Raw genomic sequence first — 20,850 nt, forward strand, 5'->3', positions numbered from 1 at the left:
GTTCAGTTTTCAAAGAACTTGTCCGCCGCTCAGAAGCGACTTCATCATATTAACATCTTCATTTTTCGATGTCAACTAAGTTTCAAAATTTCTTTTTCGTCGTTTTCTGCGTTTCCGCATCAGCGACGTTTATTAATATACCATCATGAATTTTAAATAACAAGTGTTTTTTATAAAAAAAAACATAAAAAAATATCCACCCTACTTTCTTCTATATAGATACACCTCATCCTCCTCTACGGAAAACAGCTATTTAACTTGTATATCAATACACTCTAATTGACCAAACTGCATCTCATAACCCCTTCCCAGCTTGCATTCTCTTCTATACTAAAGCCTATAATCATTTACTTCCCTATAAACTAACAATATAAAAAAACAAATCAATCCACACAAAAAAGAAAATATATACACCACTTCCCACTCCAATCAATATCTTCACTTCCTAGATAAAGCGAACCAGCTGATTCTTTGCTTTGTTCCTCCACACAAATTATTAGTTAAACAAATCAGGTGTTTACAGGCAGCCCGACTCCAACCGAAATTTCAGGTGGGATTCTTATCCCCCTACGAATAGCGAGATAAATAACCAAATCCCAACAAAAACATTAACTTAAAATTATTGTTAGAATTTTTTTACATTTAATTAATGAAAAATATCCATTTTTTGTTATATAGTAAGAAGGACGTACCCAACTATAAATAAACCAATGGAGGAATTACTTTATGGATAGGTTAACAAAGTTTTCATTAAAAAACCGAGCCGCTGTTATCATCATGGTTTTTCTCATTTCCATACTCGGCGTTTATTCCGGCTCTAAATTACCTATGGAGTTTTTACCAAGCATCGATAATCCAGCAGTCACTGTCACAACCTTATCTCCAGGACTCGACGCTGAAGCAATGACGAAAGAAGTAACTGATCCCCTCGAAAAACAATTTCGCAATTTAGAGCACATCGACAACATCACTTCTTCTACGCATGAGGGATTATCACGCATCGATATTGCGTATACATCCAAAGCAAATATGAAAGATGCAGCACGCGAAGTTGAAAAGGCGATTACTACAATTAAATTACCTAAAGATGCAACGAAACCAGTAGTTAGCCAATTAAATACTTCTATGATTCCACTCGCTCAAATTGCGATCCAAAAGCAAAACGGATTTTCAAAAGCAGATGAAAAACAAATCGAAAAGGAAATCGTACCACAACTCGAAAGCATTGATGGTGTTGCCAACGTTATGTTTTTCGGAAAATCAACTTCTGAATTATCTATCACACTAGACCCAAACCAATTAAAAAATAAAAACGTAACAACGGAGCAAATATTAAAGGTTTTACAAGGAAAAGAAACTTCCACTCCAGCTGGAGCCGTTACCGTTAATAAAGAAGAATATAACCTTCGCGTCATTGGGGATATAAAAAATATAGATGACATTAAAAACATCACCGTTGCACCTCAAGTACAATTGCAAGATGTTGCTCAAATTGAACTTAAACAACACTACGATACAATCTCACATATAAATGGCGAAGAAGGAACTGGATTAATCATCATGAAAGAGCCAAGTAAAAATGCAGTTGCAATCGGAAAAGAAATCGATGAGAAAATCAAAGATATAAGTAAACAATATAAAGATCAGTTTTCTATTAAACTTTTAGCCTCAACTCATGAGCAAGTTGAAAATGCTGTTACTAGTATGGGAAAAGAAGTAATCCTTGGAGCAATTGCTGCAACTCTAATTATCCTAATCTTTTTACGTAACTTCCGGACGACACTCATCGCTGTTGTCAGTATTCCATTATCTATTTTATTAACACTCTTTTTACTACACCAATCTAACATCACACTCAACACCCTAACACTTGGTGGTTTAGCGGTTGCAGTGGGACGTCTCGTTGATGATAGCATCGTTGTCATTGAGAATATTTTCCGTCGTTTACAAAAAGAATCTTTCTCTAAAGATATTATTCTCGATGCAACGAAAGAGGTCGCCGTCGCAATTACTTCTTCCACTTTAACAACGGTCGCTGTTTTCTTACCTATCGGCCTAGTATCAGGAGTAATCGGAAAATTAATGTTACCTATGGTATTAGCAGTTGTATATTCTATTCTTTCATCCTTACTCGTCGCACTAACAGTTGTTCCACTTATGGCTTTTTTACTACTCAAAAAGACAAAACATCGAAAGCCAAATTCTTCACCACGATATGTCGCTACATTAAAGTGGGCTCTTTCGCATAAATTCATTATTCTACTTACTTCTTTTTTATTATTTGCAGGATCGATTGCAGCCTATATATTACTACCGAAAGCGAACATAAAATCTGAAGACGACACAATGTTATCTATTAACATGACTTTCCCAGCTGATTACGCTGCTGAAACACAAAAACAAAAAGCCTTCGATTTCGAAAAGAAATTACTTTCTAATTCAGATGTAACGGATGTTATTTTACGAATGGGATCTAGCGCAGAAGATGCACAATGGGGACAAACGACGAAAAATAATCTTGCCAGTATATTTGTAGTCTTCAAGAAAGGCTCTGATATTGATCAGTATATTAAAGAGTTAAAAAAAGAACATAAAGCTTTTGAGCCCGCTGAACTTGATTATATAAAAACGAGTTATTCAAGCTCTGGCGGCGGTAATATTTTGCAATTTAACGTAACAACCACTAACGAAACGAATTTAAAAGAGGCTGCTACTATCGTCGAAACAAAACTAAAAGATATGCCTACTCTCTCTAAAGTAAAAACGAATTTAGAAGACTCTAAGAAAGAATGGCAAATCCATGTTGATCAAACAAAGGCCGAACAACTAGGATTAACACCAGAATTAGCAGCACAACAAGTAGCATTCCTTATGAAGAAATCACCTATTGGTGAAGTTTCAATCAATAATGAAAAAACAACTATTATGATAGAACACAAAAAAGAAAACATTACTAAACAAGAAGATATTTTAAACACAAATATATTATCACCTATCAATGGACCAATTCCTTTAAAAGACATTGCAACTATTTCAGAAAAACAACTTCAAACAGAAGTCTTCCATAAAGATGGAAAAGAAACGATTCAAATTACGGCAGAAGCTACAAATGAAGATTTAAGTAAAGTAAGCACAGAAGTAAATAAAGCGATAACTGATTTAGATTTACCTAGCGGCGCAAAAGTAAATATTGCAGGTGCCACTGAATCTATGCAAGAGAACTTCACGGATCTATTCAAAATTATGGGAATTGCAATCGGGATTGTATATTTAATAATGGTTATTACCTTCGGGCAAGCACGCGCTCCTTTCGCAATTTTGTTCTCCTTGCCACTAGCTGCTGTCGGCGGCATTTTAGGATTAATCGTTTCAGGAACACCTGTTGATATAAATTCATTAATTGGCGCATTAATGTTAATCGGGATTGTCGTTACAAACGCTATCGTATTAATAGAAAGAGTACAACAAAATCGGGAACATGGAATGGAAACAAGAGATGCCTTACTAGAAGCGGGATCCACTAGATTACGTCCAATTATTATGACAGCTATAACGACAATCGTCGCTATGCTACCACTCCTATTCGGTCAATCCCAAGCAGGAAGTATGGTATCAAAAAGTTTGGCGGTCGTTGTCATCGGTGGTTTAGCAGTTTCAACCGTTCTTACATTAGTAGTTGTTCCAGTTATGTATGAACTATTAGATAAAATCGGAAGAAAAAGACGCTCTCGCAGAAAAATAAGCACTTCTACAGAAACACCTGATATTTAAAGAAAAAGCGTTATCTTCACGAATGAAGATAACGCTTTTTTCTCTAACTACTCATATAATCCATCATTTTCTCCGCATACCGCTCTAGAGGTTCACTAGAATCCACAACAAGATATTCACTATTTAGAGGTCTTTTACTACCATCTAACCACTTTTTAAAAGCTACTTCCGACTCTACCTTTTCAATTTGACTGACCATACGCTTACGTATTTGTAACCTATTATTAATCTCTTCCATATCATTCAGATAACACTCAATATATTTATATTTCACACCATGTTTATTAGACAGCTTAATTCCTTTTTCAACCATCCCTTCATATAGACATGGACTATCCAATATCACACTATGTCCTTGTTCTAAATATGAATCAATCAATACCCATTCAACGTCGTATGATACTCCTCCAACAATCGCCGATTCAATTCCTTTCATTTCTAATGATTGTAACAATGCGGATTTCAAAATATCATGATCTACAATTACAGCACCTGTTAACTTCGCTATATACTTAGAAACTGTTGATTTTCCTGTTCCAGGAAAACCTGACATTTGTAGAAAAAACAATTCCTTCACTCCTTCATTTGCCCCTATTCATCTCTATAATTAATTACAAATTCAACAATCACTACATCCATTCCTTCTATATTAAAATACAAAAGAACCCCCTACTTATAAGTAGAGAGTTCCCCCTTTACAGCTTATGCCGCTTTTACCTTCTTCGTCGTTTTACTTTTTCTTTTCGCCCCTGTAAAACGCTTGTGCAATATAGATGCTACCAAGCGTGAAATAACATTGAATAGTAATACCATAATAATTAATACAGCTGCAGATTTTGTTGCAATTAACTTCGCATCCGGAATAATCCCTTCGGAATTTAACTTCCAAATGTGAACCGCTAACGTTTCAGCTGGTCTAAATGGATTTAAAGGATGAGCAGGACTTGAGAAGTCCGCTGCTGAATTTAAAATTGGAGATGTTAAACCCGCTGTATAAATTAATGCCGCCGCTTCCCCAAATATACGACCTGCCGCTAAAATAACACCTGTAATAATTTGTGGTAGTGACGACGGAATAATAATACGAGTGATCGTTTGCCACTTTGTTGCACCTAATCCAAGACTCGCCTCTTTCACATTAGAAGGAACCTCTGAAATCGCATTTTCACAAACACGCGTTAAACCTGGCAAGTTTAAAATCGTTAAAGCAAGGGCACCACCCATTACTGTGTATCCCCATCCTGTCATTGTAACGAACACTAACAAACCGAATAAACCAACAACAATAGAAGGTAAAGATGCCATTGTCTCGATACATAAACGAACAAAATTTAAAAAACGCCCTTGTTTTGCATACTCCGCTAAATATATTCCAGCACCTAATCCAAGGGGGATAGATATAATAAGCGTTATAACAAGCATATAGAAGGAATTGAATAACTGCGGACCAATCCCACCACCAGCTCTTGTATTGCTTGGTTCTCCAAACAAGAAATTAGGATCCCAAAAACCCCATCCCTTTTGTAAAATCTCAAATACTAAAAACACTAGCAAAGCTACAACTAAAGCCGCAACCGCATAAAAGATACCTGTCCAAACTTTATTTACCGTTCTTGCATTCATTATTATCGCTCACCTCTTTGCCCAATTGCTCGAATTACTAAAATAAACAGGAATGAAATAACAAGTAAAATCATTGCTAAAGTCCATAGCGCATTGTTCCAAGCAGTTCCGTTTAATGTATTTGTCATGTCCATTGTCAAAATACCAGTTAACGTTGCTGTCGGACTATATATTCCTTCTGGTAATTTAATCGTATTCCCAATTACCATTTGAACCGCTAATGCTTCACCAAAAGCACGCGCTAAACCTAAAACAACACCTGTTAAAATCCCTTTTTTCGCAGCAGGAACAATTACTCGGCTAATCGCTTGCCATTTCGTTGATCCTAAACCATAAGAAGCTTCTAAATAATCAAATGGAACCGAGCGTATTGCATCAGAAGCGATACTAGCAATAGTAGGTAAAATCATAATACTCAGGACAATAATACCTGCAATTAAACTAAACCCTACTCCTCCAAACGAATCACGTAATAGCGGTACTAAAATTGTAACCCCTAATAATCCGTATACAACTGAAGGAATACCAACTAATAATTCTAAAACAGGCTTCAATACTTTATTTCCAAACTTTGGCGAAATTAAATTCATGAATATAGCAAGAGCTATAGCAATTGGCGCACTAATAATAACCGCACCTAACGAAACCACCGTTGAACCTACAATGAAAATTACAGCCCCGAAAGTTCCCTCATCAGCATTTGGACTCCATTTTGTCGATGTTAACATCTCAGTAAACGAGATACCACTTTGCGTAAAAGATTGAATTCCTTTACCGCAAATAAACGCAATAATAGCTAATGTAACTAAAACAATAAAAATACCACAAAACGTAACAAGTGATCTTCCTATATATTCACTTTTCACGTAATTAATTTGTTTTTTCCCCTTCATCACAGGACAGACCCCACTTCATAAATTGAAATGAACAGGACTGGCCTTGCAGCCAGCCCCATAAATTTTATTACTTATTTAATTTAGACATCGGAATATAACCCATATCTTCTACTTGCTTTTCAAAATCTTTACCTTTTACATAGTCAATGTAAGCTTTTGTTGCTTCTTTTGCCTCACCTTTCGTTACCATGTACTCGTAAGACCAGAATGGATATTTCCCAGACGAAATGTTTTCAACTTTTGGTTCAGCACCATCAATTTTCACTGTTTGTAGCGCACCTTTTTTCTCGCCAACCATGTAAGACATTGCTAAATAACTCACTGAACCTGGAGTAGAGTTAATCGCTTGCTCTACTGCACCGTTAGAATCTTGTGTAGTACCAGTTCCGTCATTAATTTTCGCGTCTTTCATAATTGTTTTTTCAAATGTAGCACGTGTACCAGAAGAAGCCGGACGGTTAATTACGTTGATTTTTTCATCTTTCCCGCCTACCTCTTTCCAGTTTGTTACTTTTCCAGTGAAGATATCTTGTACTTGTTGTACTGTTAAATTATCAACTTTTACATCTTTATTTACGACAAGTGCGAATGCAATACCCGCTACCTTGTTATCTACTAATTCTTTCGCCTTATCAGCATCTTTTATTTTATCTGCAGATGGAACATCTGAGTTACCAATTTGGACTGCACCAGAAGCTACTTGGTTAATTCCAGTTCCACTACCGCCACCTTGCACTTGAATAGAAACGTTTGAATTTTTCTCCATAAATTTCTTTCCAGCTTCCTCTGCAAGAGGTTGAAGTGCTGTAGAGCCTGCAGCTGCTATCGTACCTGACAATTCTTGTTTTGCATTACCACTTCCTTTAGCATCTTTACCTGATGTCTCTTCTGCTTTTCCACATCCCACTAATGAACCCGCTACCACTAAAGCTGCTAAAGAAAATTTAATACCCTTTTTCATAACCATGTCTTGTACCCCCATTTGGATTATCACTTTTCACATTTGTCTACTTCTTTCGAACACAAATTCATTGTAGGACAGTAATATTATGTGAGTGTTAAGCAATTTTTAATTTTAAGTAAATGACGATAATAATCCTTAAAAACTAGGAATCCCAACATTTATAGTTAAAGAACCCAACAAAATCCACACTAATTAAGCTGTAATGTAAATTTATTCTTAACAATGTAAATTCAATGTAAATGTTTTTCGCTCTTTTCCCCTTTTAGTTAAAGTTATATTTACAATTCTGCTGTATTTTGTTACTTTTACACGCCTAATTTATGCACATTACACAGAATTCCAGTAATATTTTTTAGTACAACTAAATAAATTGGAACAATTCTAAAAATAAATGAATATTTTTAAAGTACCAATTGACAGCATCATCCAATGTAGTCTACTATATTACTAACAAAAAGTTTACCTAAGGAAACTTTTTAAACTCAAACTAACAATATAGAGATGAGGTAACTTTTATGGTATCGGCTAATATAAAACCACTTTCCGAATTTAAGACAGGAGAGTTTGTACAAATTGAGAAGATACAATTAGAAGGAACTATGAAACGACGTTTATTAGATTTAGGATTTATCCCTGGGGCAACAATTAAAGTATTACAACGTAGTCCACTTGGAGATCCGGTCGCTTATCAAGTAAGCAACACCACTATTGCACTACGCAAGGAAGAAAGTTCCCTTATTTTCGGGGTATTAATAGGAGATGATTTCAGATGAGCAAACATCGCATTGCTTTAGCTGGTAACCCGAATACCGGGAAAAGTACATTATTTAATACTTTAACAGGCTTAAAACAACATACTGGAAACTGGACGGGAAAAACTGTTTTAAAAGCTGAAGGGGAATATGAACATAACGGTAGTAAATATACATTAATAGATTTACCTGGAACTTACTCACTATATTCAAATTCTGCGGATGAAGAAGTAGCAAGGGATTATATTATATTTGAAAAACCAGAAGTAACTGTAGTTGTTATCGATGCAACTGCTATGGAGCGAAATTTAAATTTAGCACTCCAAGTGATGGAAATGACGAGCAACGTAGTCATTTGTATTAACTTAATTGATGAAGCTGAGAAAAAAGGCATCGTTATTGATGAAAAGAAATTAGCAAAATCACTCGGTGTACCTGTAGTTAAGATTTCCGCTCGTAACCGAGTAGGCATCGGTCATTTACTAAATGTTATTGCCAAAGTAGCAAATAAAAAGCTAATTCCAACACCAATTAAAATTGCTTACAGCGAAAAAATCGAGAATATGATTCAGGAATTAGAACCACAAATTTATAAAGTGTTCGGTGATACGTATCCAGCACGTTGGATTGCGTTACGTATATTAGATGGAGATAAAAATTTCTTAACTACACTTCAAAAACACCATAATGAACCACTTGTAAGGGAGGTCGTAATGAATGGAATCTCACTCAGCCAGTAAAGCTCTTCCATTAGACTATATTATTCAACATGCACAAGCACTATCAAAAGAAGATATACGAGATGATATTGTCGGAGATATTTACCGAACATCTGCAAGCATATGTAAAGAATCTGTTCAATATACAAATACGGATAAATTGTATCGTTCTGAAAAACTAGATAAAATTTTCACATCTCCCATCTGGGGATTCCCCATTATGCTCGGTATTTTATCTATCATTTTTTATCTTACAATTGCAGGTGCTAACGTACCCTCTGATATGATTGCTGAGTTCTTCGGGTGGGCCGAAGGATACTTAACATCTTGGTTCCAAGCAGCACATGCACCTGAATGGTTACATGGTATTTTAATACTTGGCTTATTTCGTGGTATCGGTGCTGTTATTAGCGTTATGTTACCACCTATGGCCATCTTTTTCCCTATGTTCGCACTATTAGAAAACTACGGATACTTACCACGCGTTGCGTTTAATATGGATCGCTTATTCAAACGCTCTGGTGCACACGGCAAACAATCTTTAACGATGGCAATGGGCTTTGGTTGTAATGCAGCAGCCATCATGTCAACACGTATTATTGAATCACCACGTGAACGTATGCTTGCAATCTTAACAAACAATTTCGTTCCTTGTAACGGTCGCTGGCCTATGTTAATTTTAATGGCTTCATTATTTATGGCTGCTGGTTATACAGGTAGTATGCAAACATTAGTTACTGCTGGTGTTGTAGTGGGAATGGTTGTAATTGGTATTATTATGACATTAACCGTTTCCTGGGTACTATCAAAAACGGCTTTAAAAGGCGTTCCAACTCACTACACACTTGAGTTACCGCCGTACCGTAAGCCAAAGGTTTGGAATACAATTGTACGTGCAACACTCGATAAATCAGTCTATGTTTTAAAGCGAGCTGTTGTTGTAGCTGCCCCTGCGGCTGCATTAACTTGGTTACTAGCTAATATTTTCATCGGTGACACAAGCCTGCTTATGTATTTTGTAAACTTCCTAGATCCATTCGCTAAAATGTTAGGGCTTGACGGCTTTATTCTAGCTGCGTTCATTCTTGGGCTACCAGCGAATGAGATTGTTATCCCGATTTTATTAATGTCTTATTTATCAACCGGAGCTTTAACTGAAATAGATGATTTTAATCAAATTAAAAATCTATTTTTAGAAAACGGTTGGACTTGGTTAACAGCGTTAAACACAATGTTGTTCTCACTTCTTCATTTCCCATGTGGAACAACACTGGTTAACATATACAAAGAAACAAAAAGTGCAAAATGGACATTCTTATCGTTTGCAATCCCTACTGTTATCGCCATTGTTGTGACATTCCTCTCTACACAATTGGTACATTGGTTAGGGCTTGTATAAAAACAAAGCATACATAGAAGGTATCCCCCTTCACATATGCTTTGTGCGAAAGAAACCTGAAATTATTCAGGTTTCTTTTTTTGTATATCTGTATTCCAAGGCTGTGCTCCATACGTTGTAATTTTTTTATGAATGTAGTATATGGCTCCCGGAAGAACTGCCATTAATATTGTGCAACTAATCCCTAATCCAGTAAACACCTTCCATCACCTTACTTTACTCTTTTTGGTAAGGCTGAACCTGAATGCTCAATTATCGGATGAACATGAACAGTAACCTCAGCATCACTAAAGTAATTTTCACCTTGATCCCAATTCTTACTTATTTTTTTCCACTCTTTATAATTATGCCGCTTATATACTTCCCCTAATTCTAATACATCTACCTTATATTTTTTTTGAACAAGCTTAATCGATTTTCGGATGCGTTTCTCCATTTCCTCCGAAATATCCTTCTCTAAACGTTTTTCATTCAAGACCTTTTTATGATCACTAAAGTGTAACTCAGCTATTGTACCTTCCAAAAATAAGTGAATATTAAACTTTGGTTTTGTAACATTCGTTGTAGATACTTTAATCTTCCGACGCAACTTATGAATTTCATATGTAATAAGTTGATTCTTTTTGCGAACGGTAAAAAAACCTCCAATTTTTTTACCTATTATATAATTCATCCCTAATGTTTCTTCCCCATTCAAACTACCTACACACTTATTATCCTTCCCGCGAAACAACGCTGCCCCGTTCATTTGTACACCTTGCTTTGTTAATTCAAGAATAGGTAGTACGAAACTTCGGCTCGCAATCATCTTTTCCTGAACCTCACCAATTCTTGCAGCCTCAATCATTTGGGCATTTTTTGGAGGATGTTCAGCTAACATATCAATATACTGCGCTGGTAAATTTTCAGGCTTAGCGCTCTGTTTCAAAATAGCTTCTGCATCTTTGTCAGAAACGAACAAACGAATATTTCGTCTCATCTCATGATCACGAATATATACATCTAACGTATTTTGCAAAACATACGGATTCGCCAGTAATTCTTTCGAAAAAATAATCACTTGTATATGCGGAAAAAATAATGTTCGACTAATTTTTTTTGCGATAATTCGTATTTGCTCAAAGACACTATCTGCCTTCGCACTAACATTAATATAATTTTCGCTATCCCCACCACCTTGGCCACCTTGCTGCGCTAACTTACTGGGAAGTACCATCTGATACGTCCCTTTCATAATTGGATTCGCTTTCTTTTTTTTCACAATATCATAGGCTGCCCCTACTACAAATCCTCTTTCTTCTATTTCTTCTAACTCAGAGCACCCACTGATAGATCCAGCTAAAATCATCAGCATTATCATTTTAAGAAGGTGTTTCATTTCTACCATTCCTTCTTTTTATTTTATATACAATAAAAACTAACAAAGGCGCTAACACGACAAACCCCATATCTATCCAAGCTAAATAAGTTCCGTAATTTGACAAGTCATTCAAACTACTAGGTAACATATTCACCATAAAAATAATCGGGGCACTTCCAAAAATGAAAACATGTTTCTTCACTTTTGGAAACATAGCACAAAATAATAAAGATGCGACGTCATAATACATGGCTGTAGTGTTATAAATAGTAATAATCCAAGTTGTAAAAAAAATTGCATCAAATCTTTCTAAAAACCCTCCACCAATTTCAATTTCTTTCCCTAATTCAATTGTTGGGTACGTCAATCCACGAGTTGTCATATACGTAAAAACACTAATACAAGTTACATAAATTAAAATGTACGACAGCACATTTACCATTACCGCTTTCGCAACTGCCATTGGTGCTTTTTTTGCCGCCTTATCATTTAACAACACAGCATAAAACAGAGCTACTTCAAATCCAATAAACGTAAAAATAGAATTCTTAACTCCAACAGCATATTGACTCACTTTCGTTTGAAAAGCTGGTAGTAAATTATTTATTTCCATTAAATTTATATTCAATAAAGAAAGAAGCACTATCGCAATTAAAACAATAGGTAAGAATAGGACATTTAACCTTAATAAGGCTGCTCTAGATCCTGCTATTCCATAAATAACAACTAATAAGAAGAAGAAAGACAGTAGTTGTATTGGTGTATCACTAAATAAATACGTTTGGGAAATAATTGAAATCATTCGCGATTCATATGCTGTCAACGCAGAAAATGTTAATACTAAAATGCTACTAATCGTATATGCAACAGGCTTTGTCAAATGCGCACTTGTATATTGAACAAAGTTTTGTTTCGGGAATAAAATAGCTACCCTCGTTACAAACCAACCTAAAACTGCACACACCAATCCACCCAAAAGCAAAATAATCCAACCGTCCGAAAATAAAGTTTGGTTAGCAATATCTCTTGGCATAGATAATGCCCCTATACCAATAATGGTCGATGATACCGCAAATCCAATTTCCCGAGATCCAATCTCTTCATCTCCATACTCAAATGGTTTCAATTATTTTCGCTCCTTTGGACGTATTGTAGAATCCTTCGTTTGTAAATATTCCGGTCTCTCTTTCAACATTGATTTTGGCAAACGAATAAGCTCTTCTTTCCAATCTTTATAAAACGCTGGAGCTATAGGTGTTGTATAAGGAATACCAACACTCTTCAAATTTGTAATATGAACCGCAAGTGCAATAAGTGCTAAAATAATTCCGTACAATCCAAAAGCAGTTGCTGCTAATACAAAGACGAAAAGTAAAATTCGAAACGTAATTGTGATGCTATACACTGGAAGTGAAAATGTAGCAATAGCTGTAACCGCAATAATGATAACTAAAAATGGATTTACAATTCCTGCGTTCACCGCTGCTTCTCCAATTACAAGCCCACCTACAATCCCAATTGTTTGCCCCATCGGTTTCGGCAACCTAATTCCCGCTTCTCGTATTAATTCCATCGTTAATGCCATCATTAACGTTTCTATATATGCAGGAAACGGAACACCTTCTCTTGCCCCGGCAATCGAATAAGCCAATTTAGAAGGAATAAGTCCTTGGTGATATGAGACGAGCGCTACATACATCGCCGGCATTAAAACTGCAACTATACCTGAACCCATCCGCAAAATTCTTAATAAAGTCCCTATTACCCAACGCTCATAATGGTCTTCCACAGATTGAAAAATATCAACAAATACTAGCGGAGCTATAAGGGCAAACGGTGATCCATCCACCAAAATAGCTGCCTTTCCTTTCGCTAATGAGGCCACAATATTATCAGGCCTTTCCGTATTTAAAAACTGCGGAAACGGTGATAAATTATTATCTTGAATTAATTGCTCAATCGTACCCGTCTCAAAAACGACATCTGTCACTATTGATTGAAGACGCCGATCTAGCTCCTTTACAATGTAAGGATTAATAATGTCTTCTATATATATTAAAGTCACTTCTTTTTGGGATCTCTTTCCCATAATATAAGATTGAAATCTCAGTTTCGGGTCACGTAAACTACGGCGAATTAACATTTTATTCACGTTAATATCTTCATTTAATCCAATCCTCGGTCCACGTATTAAATCTTCTGTTACCGGTGGTTCTAAACTTCTTTTTTCCCAAGCTCTACTATTAATCACGATAGCTGTTTGAACATTATCAATTACTATAACTGTATCTCCCGCTAAAATCGCATTTATAATATCCGGAAACGTTGTCTTCTTACCAACTTCCGCAATAGAAATAAAACGATCCAATAACGTTTGAACTAAAGCTTCTTCTTTTTGTACTTCTTCATATTGCAATGTACGAACTACATATTTATAAACATTATCCTTATCTGTTAACCCACATAAAAAAACAACAGCACAGCGTGTAAAACTACTTGCAAGGGCAACTTCCCTAATTGTTAAATCATTAGGCGAACCTAACTCATCTCTAATTTCTTTCATAATTTCAAATAAGTTACCTTTTAACTCTAACAATTCCCCCACCTAACTTCCTTTTCAACAAGTTTTTAGTTAGATTCCGCTAATTAAAGAAAATATATACAAAAAAGAGCTATCTCTTTTTTGAAGATAGCTCTAATACAAGGATTACTTTTCTACTATTATATTGTCTTTCTTTATCGATACACTTTTCGTGAACCAACTAACGATAAACATCACAATCATATTCATTAACAATGCGACTATTCCTACATTTAAATCTTTTATATATTGGGGGAAACCTGGAAACATTGTAGCTATAGTTGAACCAGATAAAGTAATATATGCGACCACTAACAACCCAATCCCCATTCCTGCAATTGCCCCTTGCTTCGTAATAATCTGATGTGGAAACAAACTACATACAAGTGCTGGGAAAAGTTGTGTCACTATACTATATCCCATTAAAAGAAGTGCCCCTATCGTTTCTCCACCTTTAAAAGTGAACAAAACAGCTACAAGCGTTACTACCGGAACAAATAATTTCGCCGCTTTAGCGACCTGTCGATCCGAAGCAGTCGGGACCATTGTTCGGTAAATATTTTTCGCTAATAATGTAGAAGCGGCCATGACAAGCATAGAACCTGGAACTAATGCTGTTAAAACCCCAGCACTACCAATAATCCCAATAAACCAAGGATCAAAGGTTTGAAGAGCCAGACGGAATAACGAAAGGTCTACATCCCCTCCTTTTAATCCGGGAACTTGCAAGATAGCTGCAAACCCTGCAAAGAACACGAAAAGTAAAACTAAAGAATACAATGGCATAATTGCCGCATTTTTACGAAATACTTTTTCATTTTTTGCAGAGAAAGCAGAAGCGAATGTATGGGGCCACATATAGAAACCGAGAGCTGTTAATACAATAGTAGAAACAAACCAAGAAATGCTCATTCCTTCATCAGGTAAAGATAAAAAGCCTGGTTTTGCTGCTTCTACAGCTTCGAACATCGGCTGAAATCCTCCATAATAATGATATGGTAAATATATACCTAAAAACATAACGATAAACAGTATCATAATATCCTTCAAAGCAGCTGTCCAAGCAGAGCCATGTATACCTGAAACCATTACATATATCGTTATAACAATTGCGCCAATCCACACTGCAATAACTGGTGATACCCTTCCGTAAGAGGCTTCCGAAACGATAATTCCTAATCCTTTTAACTGTAAAACAAGGTATGGGATAATCGAAATAACCCCGATGATAGAAACGATAATGCCAAGTGTCTGACTCTTATATTTCTTCACAAAAAAATCCGGCTGTGAAACGAGATTATGCTCTTTCGCATACTTCCAAACTGGCGGCAATAAAAAGTAAGATAAAATATAAGCTAATGCACCATAACCTAAAATATAGAAAGTAGGTGCTCCTTTACTATATGCCCATCCACTTCCGCCTAAAAATGTGAATGTCGTATAAATTTCACCTGCCATAAGGAGAAAAACGAAAACAGTGCCAAATCCTCTTCCACCAACTGACCATTGTTCTAAATTCATATCTTTTCCATGTTGCGCCCGAATTCCTAAAAATAGTGCGAGAAACAAAAACAAAATAATGATAAGTAATGCGGTCATTTTACATCCCCCTTATTAGCAGGATCGAATACGTACACAATCCCCATACAAAGAGACGTAATGAGAACCGATAATAATACCCAAAATAATAAAAATGGCATCCCTAATATGTAAGGAGTAACTGAATTAGCAAATACAGGTCCAATAACTAAACAAAAAACTGGAATAAGCGCTAATACGTGTATTTTCTTCATCTCATTCTCCTTTACTTATGAAATTCATAATAGATGATACAAAAACTTCCACGCCAATCGGTAATGCATCTTCATCAATCGTAAAACGAGGGTGATGGTGAGGATATATAATTCCTTTCTCTTTATTTCCCGCTCCGATAAAAAAGAATGTCCCTGGTGCCTTTTGTAAAAACGCTGAAAAATCTTCCCCGGCCATCGTCGGCTGTAAACGAGTAACTCGTTCCCTTCCATAAAGCTGTAATGCTGTTTGCTCAATAATCTCTGTAACTTCATAGTCATTTACTACCGGTCGATATCCATATTCATAAGAAAACGTATATCCCGCTCCGTAAGCACCTGTCACATGCTTCACAATCTGCTCAATTCTTTGCTCTGTTTCTTCTCGCAATTCATGTCTTAAACTCCGCACTGTCCCTTCAATCTCCGCTTGTTCTGGAATCACATTATGAGTTGTCCCAGCATGAAATTGCGTAACAGATACTACAAGGGAATCTAACGGATTCGTGAGGCGAGATACAATTTGCTGAATTTGTGTAACAACTTGTGTGCCGATGGCAATACTATCAACCGTTTCATGAGGGATTCCCGCATGTCCACCTTTTCCTTCTATCGTAATTTTAAAAACATCTGGGGCAGCCATTGCAGGACCATAAATTATACCTACTTTCCCAACCTCTAACGACGCCCAAAGGTGAGCACCAATAATATAATCCACACCTTCCATTACACCTGCTGCGACCATTTCCTCTGCACCACCAGGAAAGTTTTCTTCAGCATGTTGGAATAGAAAACGAATCTCCCCTTTAATCTTCTCTCTTTCTTCTACTAACTTATGTACGACTCCAAGTAATATCGCTATATGTCCATCATGACCACATGCATGCATCACACCTGGGTATGCAGAAATAAAATCAAACTCATTTTCTTCATGAATAGGAAGAGCATCCATATCAGCTCGAACTGCAACTATTTTACCAGGTTGCTTACCAATCAACCTTGCCATTACACTATATTTAGTAGGTCTTGACACTTCTAAATATGGGATTTTCCGAAGTATATCGAACACAAACTGCGATGTTTTCTCTTCTTGAAAAGATAGCTCTGGATACTTATGAAAATGTCTTCTCCACTCAACCAACTGATTCTTTGGCAAAACAAGTTCTTTTGCAACATCCATTTCTCTTCTCTCCTCCTTCACCAAGTTAAATGTTATTATAACGTGAATCGCTAACTTTTAAAAGAATCTTCTGAATTTTCAATCTCAATAATTAAAAAATAAAAAGCCATCAAAAAGATGACTTTTTCATTATTATAAAATAGTAATCGCTTGTTTCCCCATTTGCTCCCAAGCTTTCTCAAACTCTGTTCGCGGAACAGCCAAACGCGGATTGTTTTTAAGCGGATCATTTACATACACAAAGTTTTGATCATATCCAATTACTACTACACTATGCTCAAAATATGTAATTTTCACTTCGCCAGAGCTTGTTTTCCATGTTTCAAAACTACTCTCAGCTAATGGCTTAAACGTTGTATTAATAATGACCCATACCGGCGAACCAGAACTAACTACTTTATACATATCTTGCACGTCTCTACCTGTTAAATTAACTACTTTTTCAGGAACATATTTTTCCGCTAAATTAAAAATAGGTTGATTATATACACCATATCCTGGCTCTGCCTTCGTATAAATATTTCCAACGAACCCCTCATAAGGATTTCCACGTAAACCATTTTGTTCAAATGGAACACGATGAATTTCGCTAGCAAGTTGCATCTTATCTACTTGCACACCTTTATATTGTAGCAACATAGCTAAGCTTGTCACTTCACATCCACGAGGTAATTCTGGTAACTGCTTTATAAACGGAACATTTTCAATCATAGTCGCTTCTTTCATTTCAGATAGAAACTCTAAACGGAATACTTGCGCCTTTTGTATAATTTTATCTTTCCCTATAAAAAACGCGGCAGCAAGTATAATTCCAAAAACAAAAAGATATTTTAACTTTTTCATTTTAAACAAAACTCCATTAATTATTATTTTACAGACATACCTCCTATCATTGTACCTTTCTTCTTACTAGTTTGCTAGAAAGATTCTGTGAATTATTGTTCACAACTAAAACGTTACAAAATTCTAATTATTTTTAATAAAGAGAAAAAACAATATACTTTTCTGAATTATTTTGCTAAAATCAAAATAATTAACATAGTGAAGATATCACCTTGTTAATAAACATTCTTAGAGTATTTAGTCATAGTTCGTATTTTTACATACTCCATTCATTGCATAATAAATAAGCCGAGTATGTGTCACATCCCCCACTAATGATTAAAAACTCTGAATGAAAAGCAGTTTATACATACAAGAAAATAACGGGGTGAGGGCATATGAATCAACAAGTAGAACAAACAGATTTAAAACGAACAATGAAAAGTAGACACCTATTTATGATTGCACTTGGTGGTGTTATCGGAACTGGCCTATTTATGGGATCTGGTCAAATCGTCCATAACGCTGGTCCTGGTGGAGCTATTCTTGCATTTTTAGTCGGTGGATTTGTTATGTATTTAACGATGTTATGTCTTGGTGAATTATCCGTTGCTATGCCAGAAGCAGGTTCATTCCAAAGCTATGCAAGCAAATTTATTTCACCTGGTTTTGGGTTTGTTGTCGGTTGGATGTATTGGTTAAATTGGGCGGTTACAGTTGGAGTAGAGTTAACAACTGTAAGTATTTTAATGAAACGTTGGTTTCCAGACGTTTCTTCGTGGATTTGGTGTGTTACATTTGCAGCAGCACTCTTCCTTGTAAACGCTTTATCAGCAAAAGCATATGCAGAAGCAGAATTTTGGTTCGCAAGTGTAAAAGTCGCAACTATTGTTGTTTTCATCGTACTCGGTGGCGCAGTTATGTTTGGTCTACTAGACTTTAACGGAAAACCAGCTCCAATGCTTCACAATTTCACTGAAAATGGCGGATTATTTCCAAATGGTGCATTAGCTGTTCTTCTTACGATGATTACAGTAAATTACTCCTTCCAGGGAACAGAATTAATCGGAATTGCTTCAGGAGAAAGTGAAAATCCTGAAAAAACAATTCCTAAAGCAATCAAAAATACCATTTGGCGAACTCTATTCTTCTTCGTCCTAGCAATATCAGTTGTTGTAGGTTTACTCCCATGGCAAGAGGCTAATCTAGTCGAAAGTCCATTTGTACTTGTATTTGATATGGCTGGTGTTCCATATGCAGCAGACATTATGAACTTTGTTATTATTACAGCTGTATTATCCGTAGCCAATTCTGGTCTATACGCAAATTCTCGTATGCTTTGGGCTATGGCAAAACAAGGAATGGCAAGTCCAGCATTTACGAAGTTAACTAAAAAAGGGGTACCACTCAACGCATTGATTTTCAGTCTAATCTTTGCAAGTCTGTCTCTATTAACAAGTGTATTTGCGGCAGATACTGTCTTTTTAGTTTTAACATCTATCGCAGCAATGGCTGCCGTTGTCGTTTGGATGTCAATTGCGGCTTCACAGTTTTTCTTCCGTAGAAATTTCGTGAAAAACGGTGGCGACATAAATGATTTAAAATATCGTACACCACTTTATCCGCTCGTTCCAATCGTAGCGTTCTCACTCAATTTCATTACATTTGCTAGTTTAGCTTTCATCCCAGATCAGAGAATCGCTCTTTATTGCGGCATTCCATTTATGATTATTTGTTACATTTTATACCAAGTAAAATATAAAAAAGTTGTCACAATTGAACATCAAATAAATATAAAACAAGAAATAAACTAAATATACAAAATATTCAGCTATCTTCTTATAATAAGATAGCTTTTTTCTATTTCTTGGATATCCTGGTATAACTTTATTTATCTTAAAATTTTTACAATCACGTTTTTCTCTGGAAAATAGTTTACAATGTAATCAAGTTACAAATGATATTCACCTTAAAAAGTGTGCATTTGTGTCTATTTTTTAACAATATATCAAAAACTATTGCCTTCTATAAATTAATAGGTTTATATTGTTTTATTGGCATAGTTTCAATCCAAGGAGAAAGGAGATTTTCAATCGTGCAACTAAAGAAAGCATTTTGGAAGTTGGCTTCGCTTCTTCCGTTATCATTACTTCTGTTCCTCGGCGGCTGTGATAAGAAACTCGCAGTATTAAATCCGCAAGGACCTGTTGCAAAAGCACAGTATGATTTAATTGTTTGGTCATTCTTGCTTATGTCATTAATTATCGCAATTGTATTCATCCTGTTTACAGTCATCTTGATTCGTTATCGTGAAAAACCAGAGAATATGGACTACGAGCCACCTGAACAACACGGTAACACATTATTAGAAATTATTTGGACGCTTGTTCCTGTTATTATCGTTATCGCATTATCGATCCCAACAGTAAAAGCAACTTACGCTTCGGAAGAGGTTCCGAAAGAGTCCAAACATATTAAACCAGTTGAAATTTATGTTACATCTGCAAACTGGAAATGGTTATTCAGTTACCCAGAGGAAAAAATTGAAACCGTTAACTATTTAAACATCCCAGCTGGTGTACCAATTCAATTCAAACTGACTTCTGTCGGCCCAATGAATGCTTTCTGGGTACCAGAACTTGGTGGTATGAAGTACACAATGGATGGCATGATTATGGACCTTTATTTACAAGCTGATAAGCCAGGTTCTTACCTAGGCCGTAGCGCGAACTTCTCTGGTGAAGGATTCACTCACATGGAGTTCGAAGTTGAAGCAAAAACTAAAGAGAAATATGACAAGTGGGTTAAAGAAGTACAACAAACTGCTCCTAAACTAACAGAAGATAAGTACAACGAAATTGTTAAACCTGGTGTAGTTGGTCGTATGACATTCTCTAGTCACCACTTAAGTTATGTAGATCCGAAATCACTTGAATATTGTGATTACAACTACTACAAAAACAAAAAAAAATAATAGCTATAATTCCAACAGA

18 protein-coding genes are annotated in these 20,850 nt (G+C 35.9%); 6 read left to right on the forward strand and 12 right to left on the reverse strand.

Annotated elements, in window-relative coordinates; genetic code table 11:
• Positions 1-726: 726 nt before the first annotated feature.
• On the forward strand, positions 727-3,771 hold the full coding sequence (locus DN390_RS20775; protein WP_147808311.1) for an efflux RND transporter permease subunit: 3,045 nt from the start codon (positions 727-729) through the stop codon (positions 3,769-3,771).
• 43 nt (positions 3,772-3,814) lie between these two features.
• Here the strand turns inward: DN390_RS20775 and DN390_RS20780 are convergent, their stop codons facing one another.
• The 4 genes from DN390_RS20780 to DN390_RS20795 all read right to left on the reverse strand — a co-directional run bounded on the left by DN390_RS20780 (position 3,815) and on the right by DN390_RS20795 (position 7,257).
• Positions 3,815-4,339, reverse strand: coding sequence for a P-loop nucleotide/nucleoside kinase family protein (locus tag DN390_RS20780; protein ID WP_147808312.1), 525 nt, complete (start codon positions 4,337-4,339; stop codon positions 3,815-3,817).
• A gap of 134 nt (positions 4,340-4,473) precedes the next feature.
• Positions 4,474-5,394 carry a phosphate ABC transporter permease PstA gene (gene pstA / locus DN390_RS20785; RefSeq protein WP_000994142.1) on the reverse strand — a complete coding sequence of 307 codons (921 nt, stop codon included), beginning with the start codon at positions 5,392-5,394 and terminating at the stop codon, positions 4,474-4,476.
• A 2-nt stretch (positions 5,395-5,396) separates the two neighbouring features.
• Positions 5,397-6,287 (reverse strand): phosphate ABC transporter permease subunit PstC, encoded by an 891-nt coding sequence (pstC, locus tag DN390_RS20790; RefSeq protein WP_000676679.1) that lies wholly within the window; start codon positions 6,285-6,287, stop codon positions 5,397-5,399.
• A gap of 70 nt (positions 6,288-6,357) precedes the next feature.
• Entirely contained in the window at positions 6,358-7,257 is a 900-nt protein-coding gene (locus tag DN390_RS20795; protein WP_060629591.1) for a phosphate ABC transporter substrate-binding protein PstS, read from the reverse strand.
• Between the two features lie 512 nt (positions 7,258-7,769).
• On the opposite strand from DN390_RS20795, the gene DN390_RS20800 reads away from it, so the two are divergent.
• The 3 genes from DN390_RS20800 to DN390_RS20810 are packed head-to-tail and all read left to right on the forward strand — an operon-like array spanning position 7,770 to position 10,124.
• The gene (locus tag DN390_RS20800; protein WP_000252984.1) at positions 7,770-8,027 is read left to right on the forward strand and encodes a FeoA family protein; all 258 of its coding nucleotides are present in this window, start codon (positions 7,770-7,772) and stop codon (positions 8,025-8,027) included.
• Entirely contained in the window at positions 8,024-8,746 is a 723-nt protein-coding gene (locus DN390_RS20805) for a FeoB small GTPase domain-containing protein (protein WP_060629590.1), read from the forward strand. Before DN390_RS20800 ends, DN390_RS20805 begins: the two co-directional genes overlap by 4 nt.
• Entirely contained in the window at positions 8,724-10,124 is a 1,401-nt protein-coding gene (locus DN390_RS20810) for a nucleoside recognition domain-containing protein (RefSeq protein WP_060629589.1), read from the forward strand. Before DN390_RS20805 ends, DN390_RS20810 begins: the two co-directional genes overlap by 23 nt.
• 62 nt (positions 10,125-10,186) lie before the next feature.
• On the opposite strand, the gene DN390_RS30730 is transcribed toward DN390_RS20810, so the two are convergent.
• The 8 genes from DN390_RS30730 to DN390_RS20845 all read right to left on the reverse strand — a co-directional run bounded on the left by DN390_RS30730 (position 10,187) and on the right by DN390_RS20845 (position 17,878).
• Positions 10,187-10,324 carry a hypothetical protein gene (locus DN390_RS30730; RefSeq protein ID WP_000493994.1) on the reverse strand — a complete coding sequence of 46 codons (138 nt, stop codon included), beginning with the start codon at positions 10,322-10,324 and terminating at the stop codon, positions 10,187-10,189.
• Between the two features lie 11 nt (positions 10,325-10,335).
• A complete protein-coding gene (locus tag DN390_RS20815) occupies positions 10,336-11,502 on the reverse strand; it encodes a Ger(x)C family spore germination protein (RefSeq protein ID WP_060629588.1) in 1,167 nt (388 codons plus the stop codon).
• Positions 11,486-12,610 carry a spore germination protein GerLB gene (gerLB, locus tag DN390_RS20820; RefSeq protein ID WP_147808313.1) on the reverse strand — a complete coding sequence of 375 codons (1,125 nt, stop codon included), beginning with the start codon at positions 12,608-12,610 and terminating at the stop codon, positions 11,486-11,488. Before gerLB ends, DN390_RS20815 begins: the two co-directional genes overlap by 17 nt.
• Complete coding sequence (gene gerLA / locus DN390_RS20825; protein ID WP_147808314.1) at positions 12,611-14,089, reverse strand: spore germination protein GerLA; 1,479 nt, start codon at positions 14,087-14,089, stop codon at positions 12,611-12,613.
• A gap of 102 nt (positions 14,090-14,191) precedes the next feature.
• Positions 14,192-15,664: a sodium:solute symporter family protein gene (locus DN390_RS20830; RefSeq protein ID WP_097950447.1), complete on the reverse strand. Its 1,473-nt coding sequence runs from the start codon at positions 15,662-15,664 to the stop codon at positions 14,192-14,194.
• A complete protein-coding gene (locus tag DN390_RS20835) occupies positions 15,661-15,858 on the reverse strand; it encodes a DUF3311 domain-containing protein (RefSeq protein WP_060629585.1) in 198 nt (65 codons plus the stop codon). The genes DN390_RS20830 and DN390_RS20835 overlap by 4 nt, the downstream gene beginning before the upstream one ends.
• A 1-nt stretch (position 15,859) precedes the next feature.
• Complete coding sequence (locus tag DN390_RS20840) at positions 15,860-17,035, reverse strand: amidohydrolase (protein ID WP_147808315.1); 1,176 nt, start codon at positions 17,033-17,035, stop codon at positions 15,860-15,862.
• A 132-nt stretch (positions 17,036-17,167) separates the two neighbouring features.
• A complete protein-coding gene (locus DN390_RS20845) occupies positions 17,168-17,878 on the reverse strand; it encodes a C39 family peptidase (RefSeq protein WP_147808316.1) in 711 nt (236 codons plus the stop codon).
• Positions 17,879-18,255: 377 nt separating this feature from the next.
• Here DN390_RS20845 and DN390_RS20850 point away from each other — a divergent pair, with 377 nt between their 5' ends.
• A complete protein-coding gene (locus DN390_RS20850) occupies positions 18,256-19,671 on the forward strand; it encodes an amino acid permease (protein ID WP_147808317.1) in 1,416 nt (471 codons plus the stop codon).
• A gap of 281 nt (positions 19,672-19,952) precedes the next feature.
• The gene (locus tag DN390_RS20855) at positions 19,953-20,831 is read left to right on the forward strand and encodes a cytochrome aa3 quinol oxidase subunit II (protein ID WP_060629581.1); all 879 of its coding nucleotides are present in this window, start codon (positions 19,953-19,955) and stop codon (positions 20,829-20,831) included.
• The last annotated feature ends 19 nt before the right edge of the window (positions 20,832-20,850 follow it).

The sequence above is a fragment of the Bacillus sp. SH7-1 genome (genome assembly GCF_008042405.1).
GTDB classification, from domain to species: Bacteria; Bacillota; Bacilli; order Bacillales; family Bacillaceae_G; genus Bacillus_A; species Bacillus_A thuringiensis_N.

Coding starts and splice junctions, on each gene's coding strand:
- DN390_RS20845 (WP_147808316.1), bottom strand. CDS start 17,878: ATGAAAAAGTTAAAATATCTTTTTGTTTTTGGAATTATACTTGCTGCC.
- DN390_RS20810 (WP_060629589.1), top strand. CDS start 8,724: ATGGAATCTCACTCAGCCAGTAAAGCTCTTCCATTAGACTATATTATT.
- pstC (WP_000676679.1), bottom strand. CDS start 6,287: ATGAAGGGGAAAAAACAAATTAATTACGTGAAAAGTGAATATATAGGA.
- DN390_RS20840 (WP_147808315.1), bottom strand. CDS start 17,035: ATGGATGTTGCAAAAGAACTTGTTTTGCCAAAGAATCAGTTGGTTGAG.
- DN390_RS20830 (WP_097950447.1), bottom strand. CDS start 15,664: ATGACCGCATTACTTATCATTATTTTGTTTTTGTTTCTCGCACTATTT.
- pstA (WP_000994142.1), bottom strand. CDS start 5,394: ATGAATGCAAGAACGGTAAATAAAGTTTGGACAGGTATCTTTTATGCG.
- DN390_RS20850 (WP_147808317.1), top strand. CDS start 18,256: ATGAATCAACAAGTAGAACAAACAGATTTAAAACGAACAATGAAAAGT.
- DN390_RS20800 (WP_000252984.1), top strand. CDS start 7,770: ATGGTATCGGCTAATATAAAACCACTTTCCGAATTTAAGACAGGAGAG.
- DN390_RS20815 (WP_060629588.1), bottom strand. CDS start 11,502: ATGAAACACCTTCTTAAAATGATAATGCTGATGATTTTAGCTGGATCT.
- DN390_RS20805 (WP_060629590.1), top strand. CDS start 8,024: ATGAGCAAACATCGCATTGCTTTAGCTGGTAACCCGAATACCGGGAAA.
- DN390_RS20835 (WP_060629585.1), bottom strand. CDS start 15,858: ATGAAGAAAATACACGTATTAGCGCTTATTCCAGTTTTTTGTTTAGTT.
- DN390_RS20795 (WP_060629591.1), bottom strand. CDS start 7,257: ATGGTTATGAAAAAGGGTATTAAATTTTCTTTAGCAGCTTTAGTGGTA.
- DN390_RS20775 (WP_147808311.1), top strand. CDS start 727: ATGGATAGGTTAACAAAGTTTTCATTAAAAAACCGAGCCGCTGTTATC.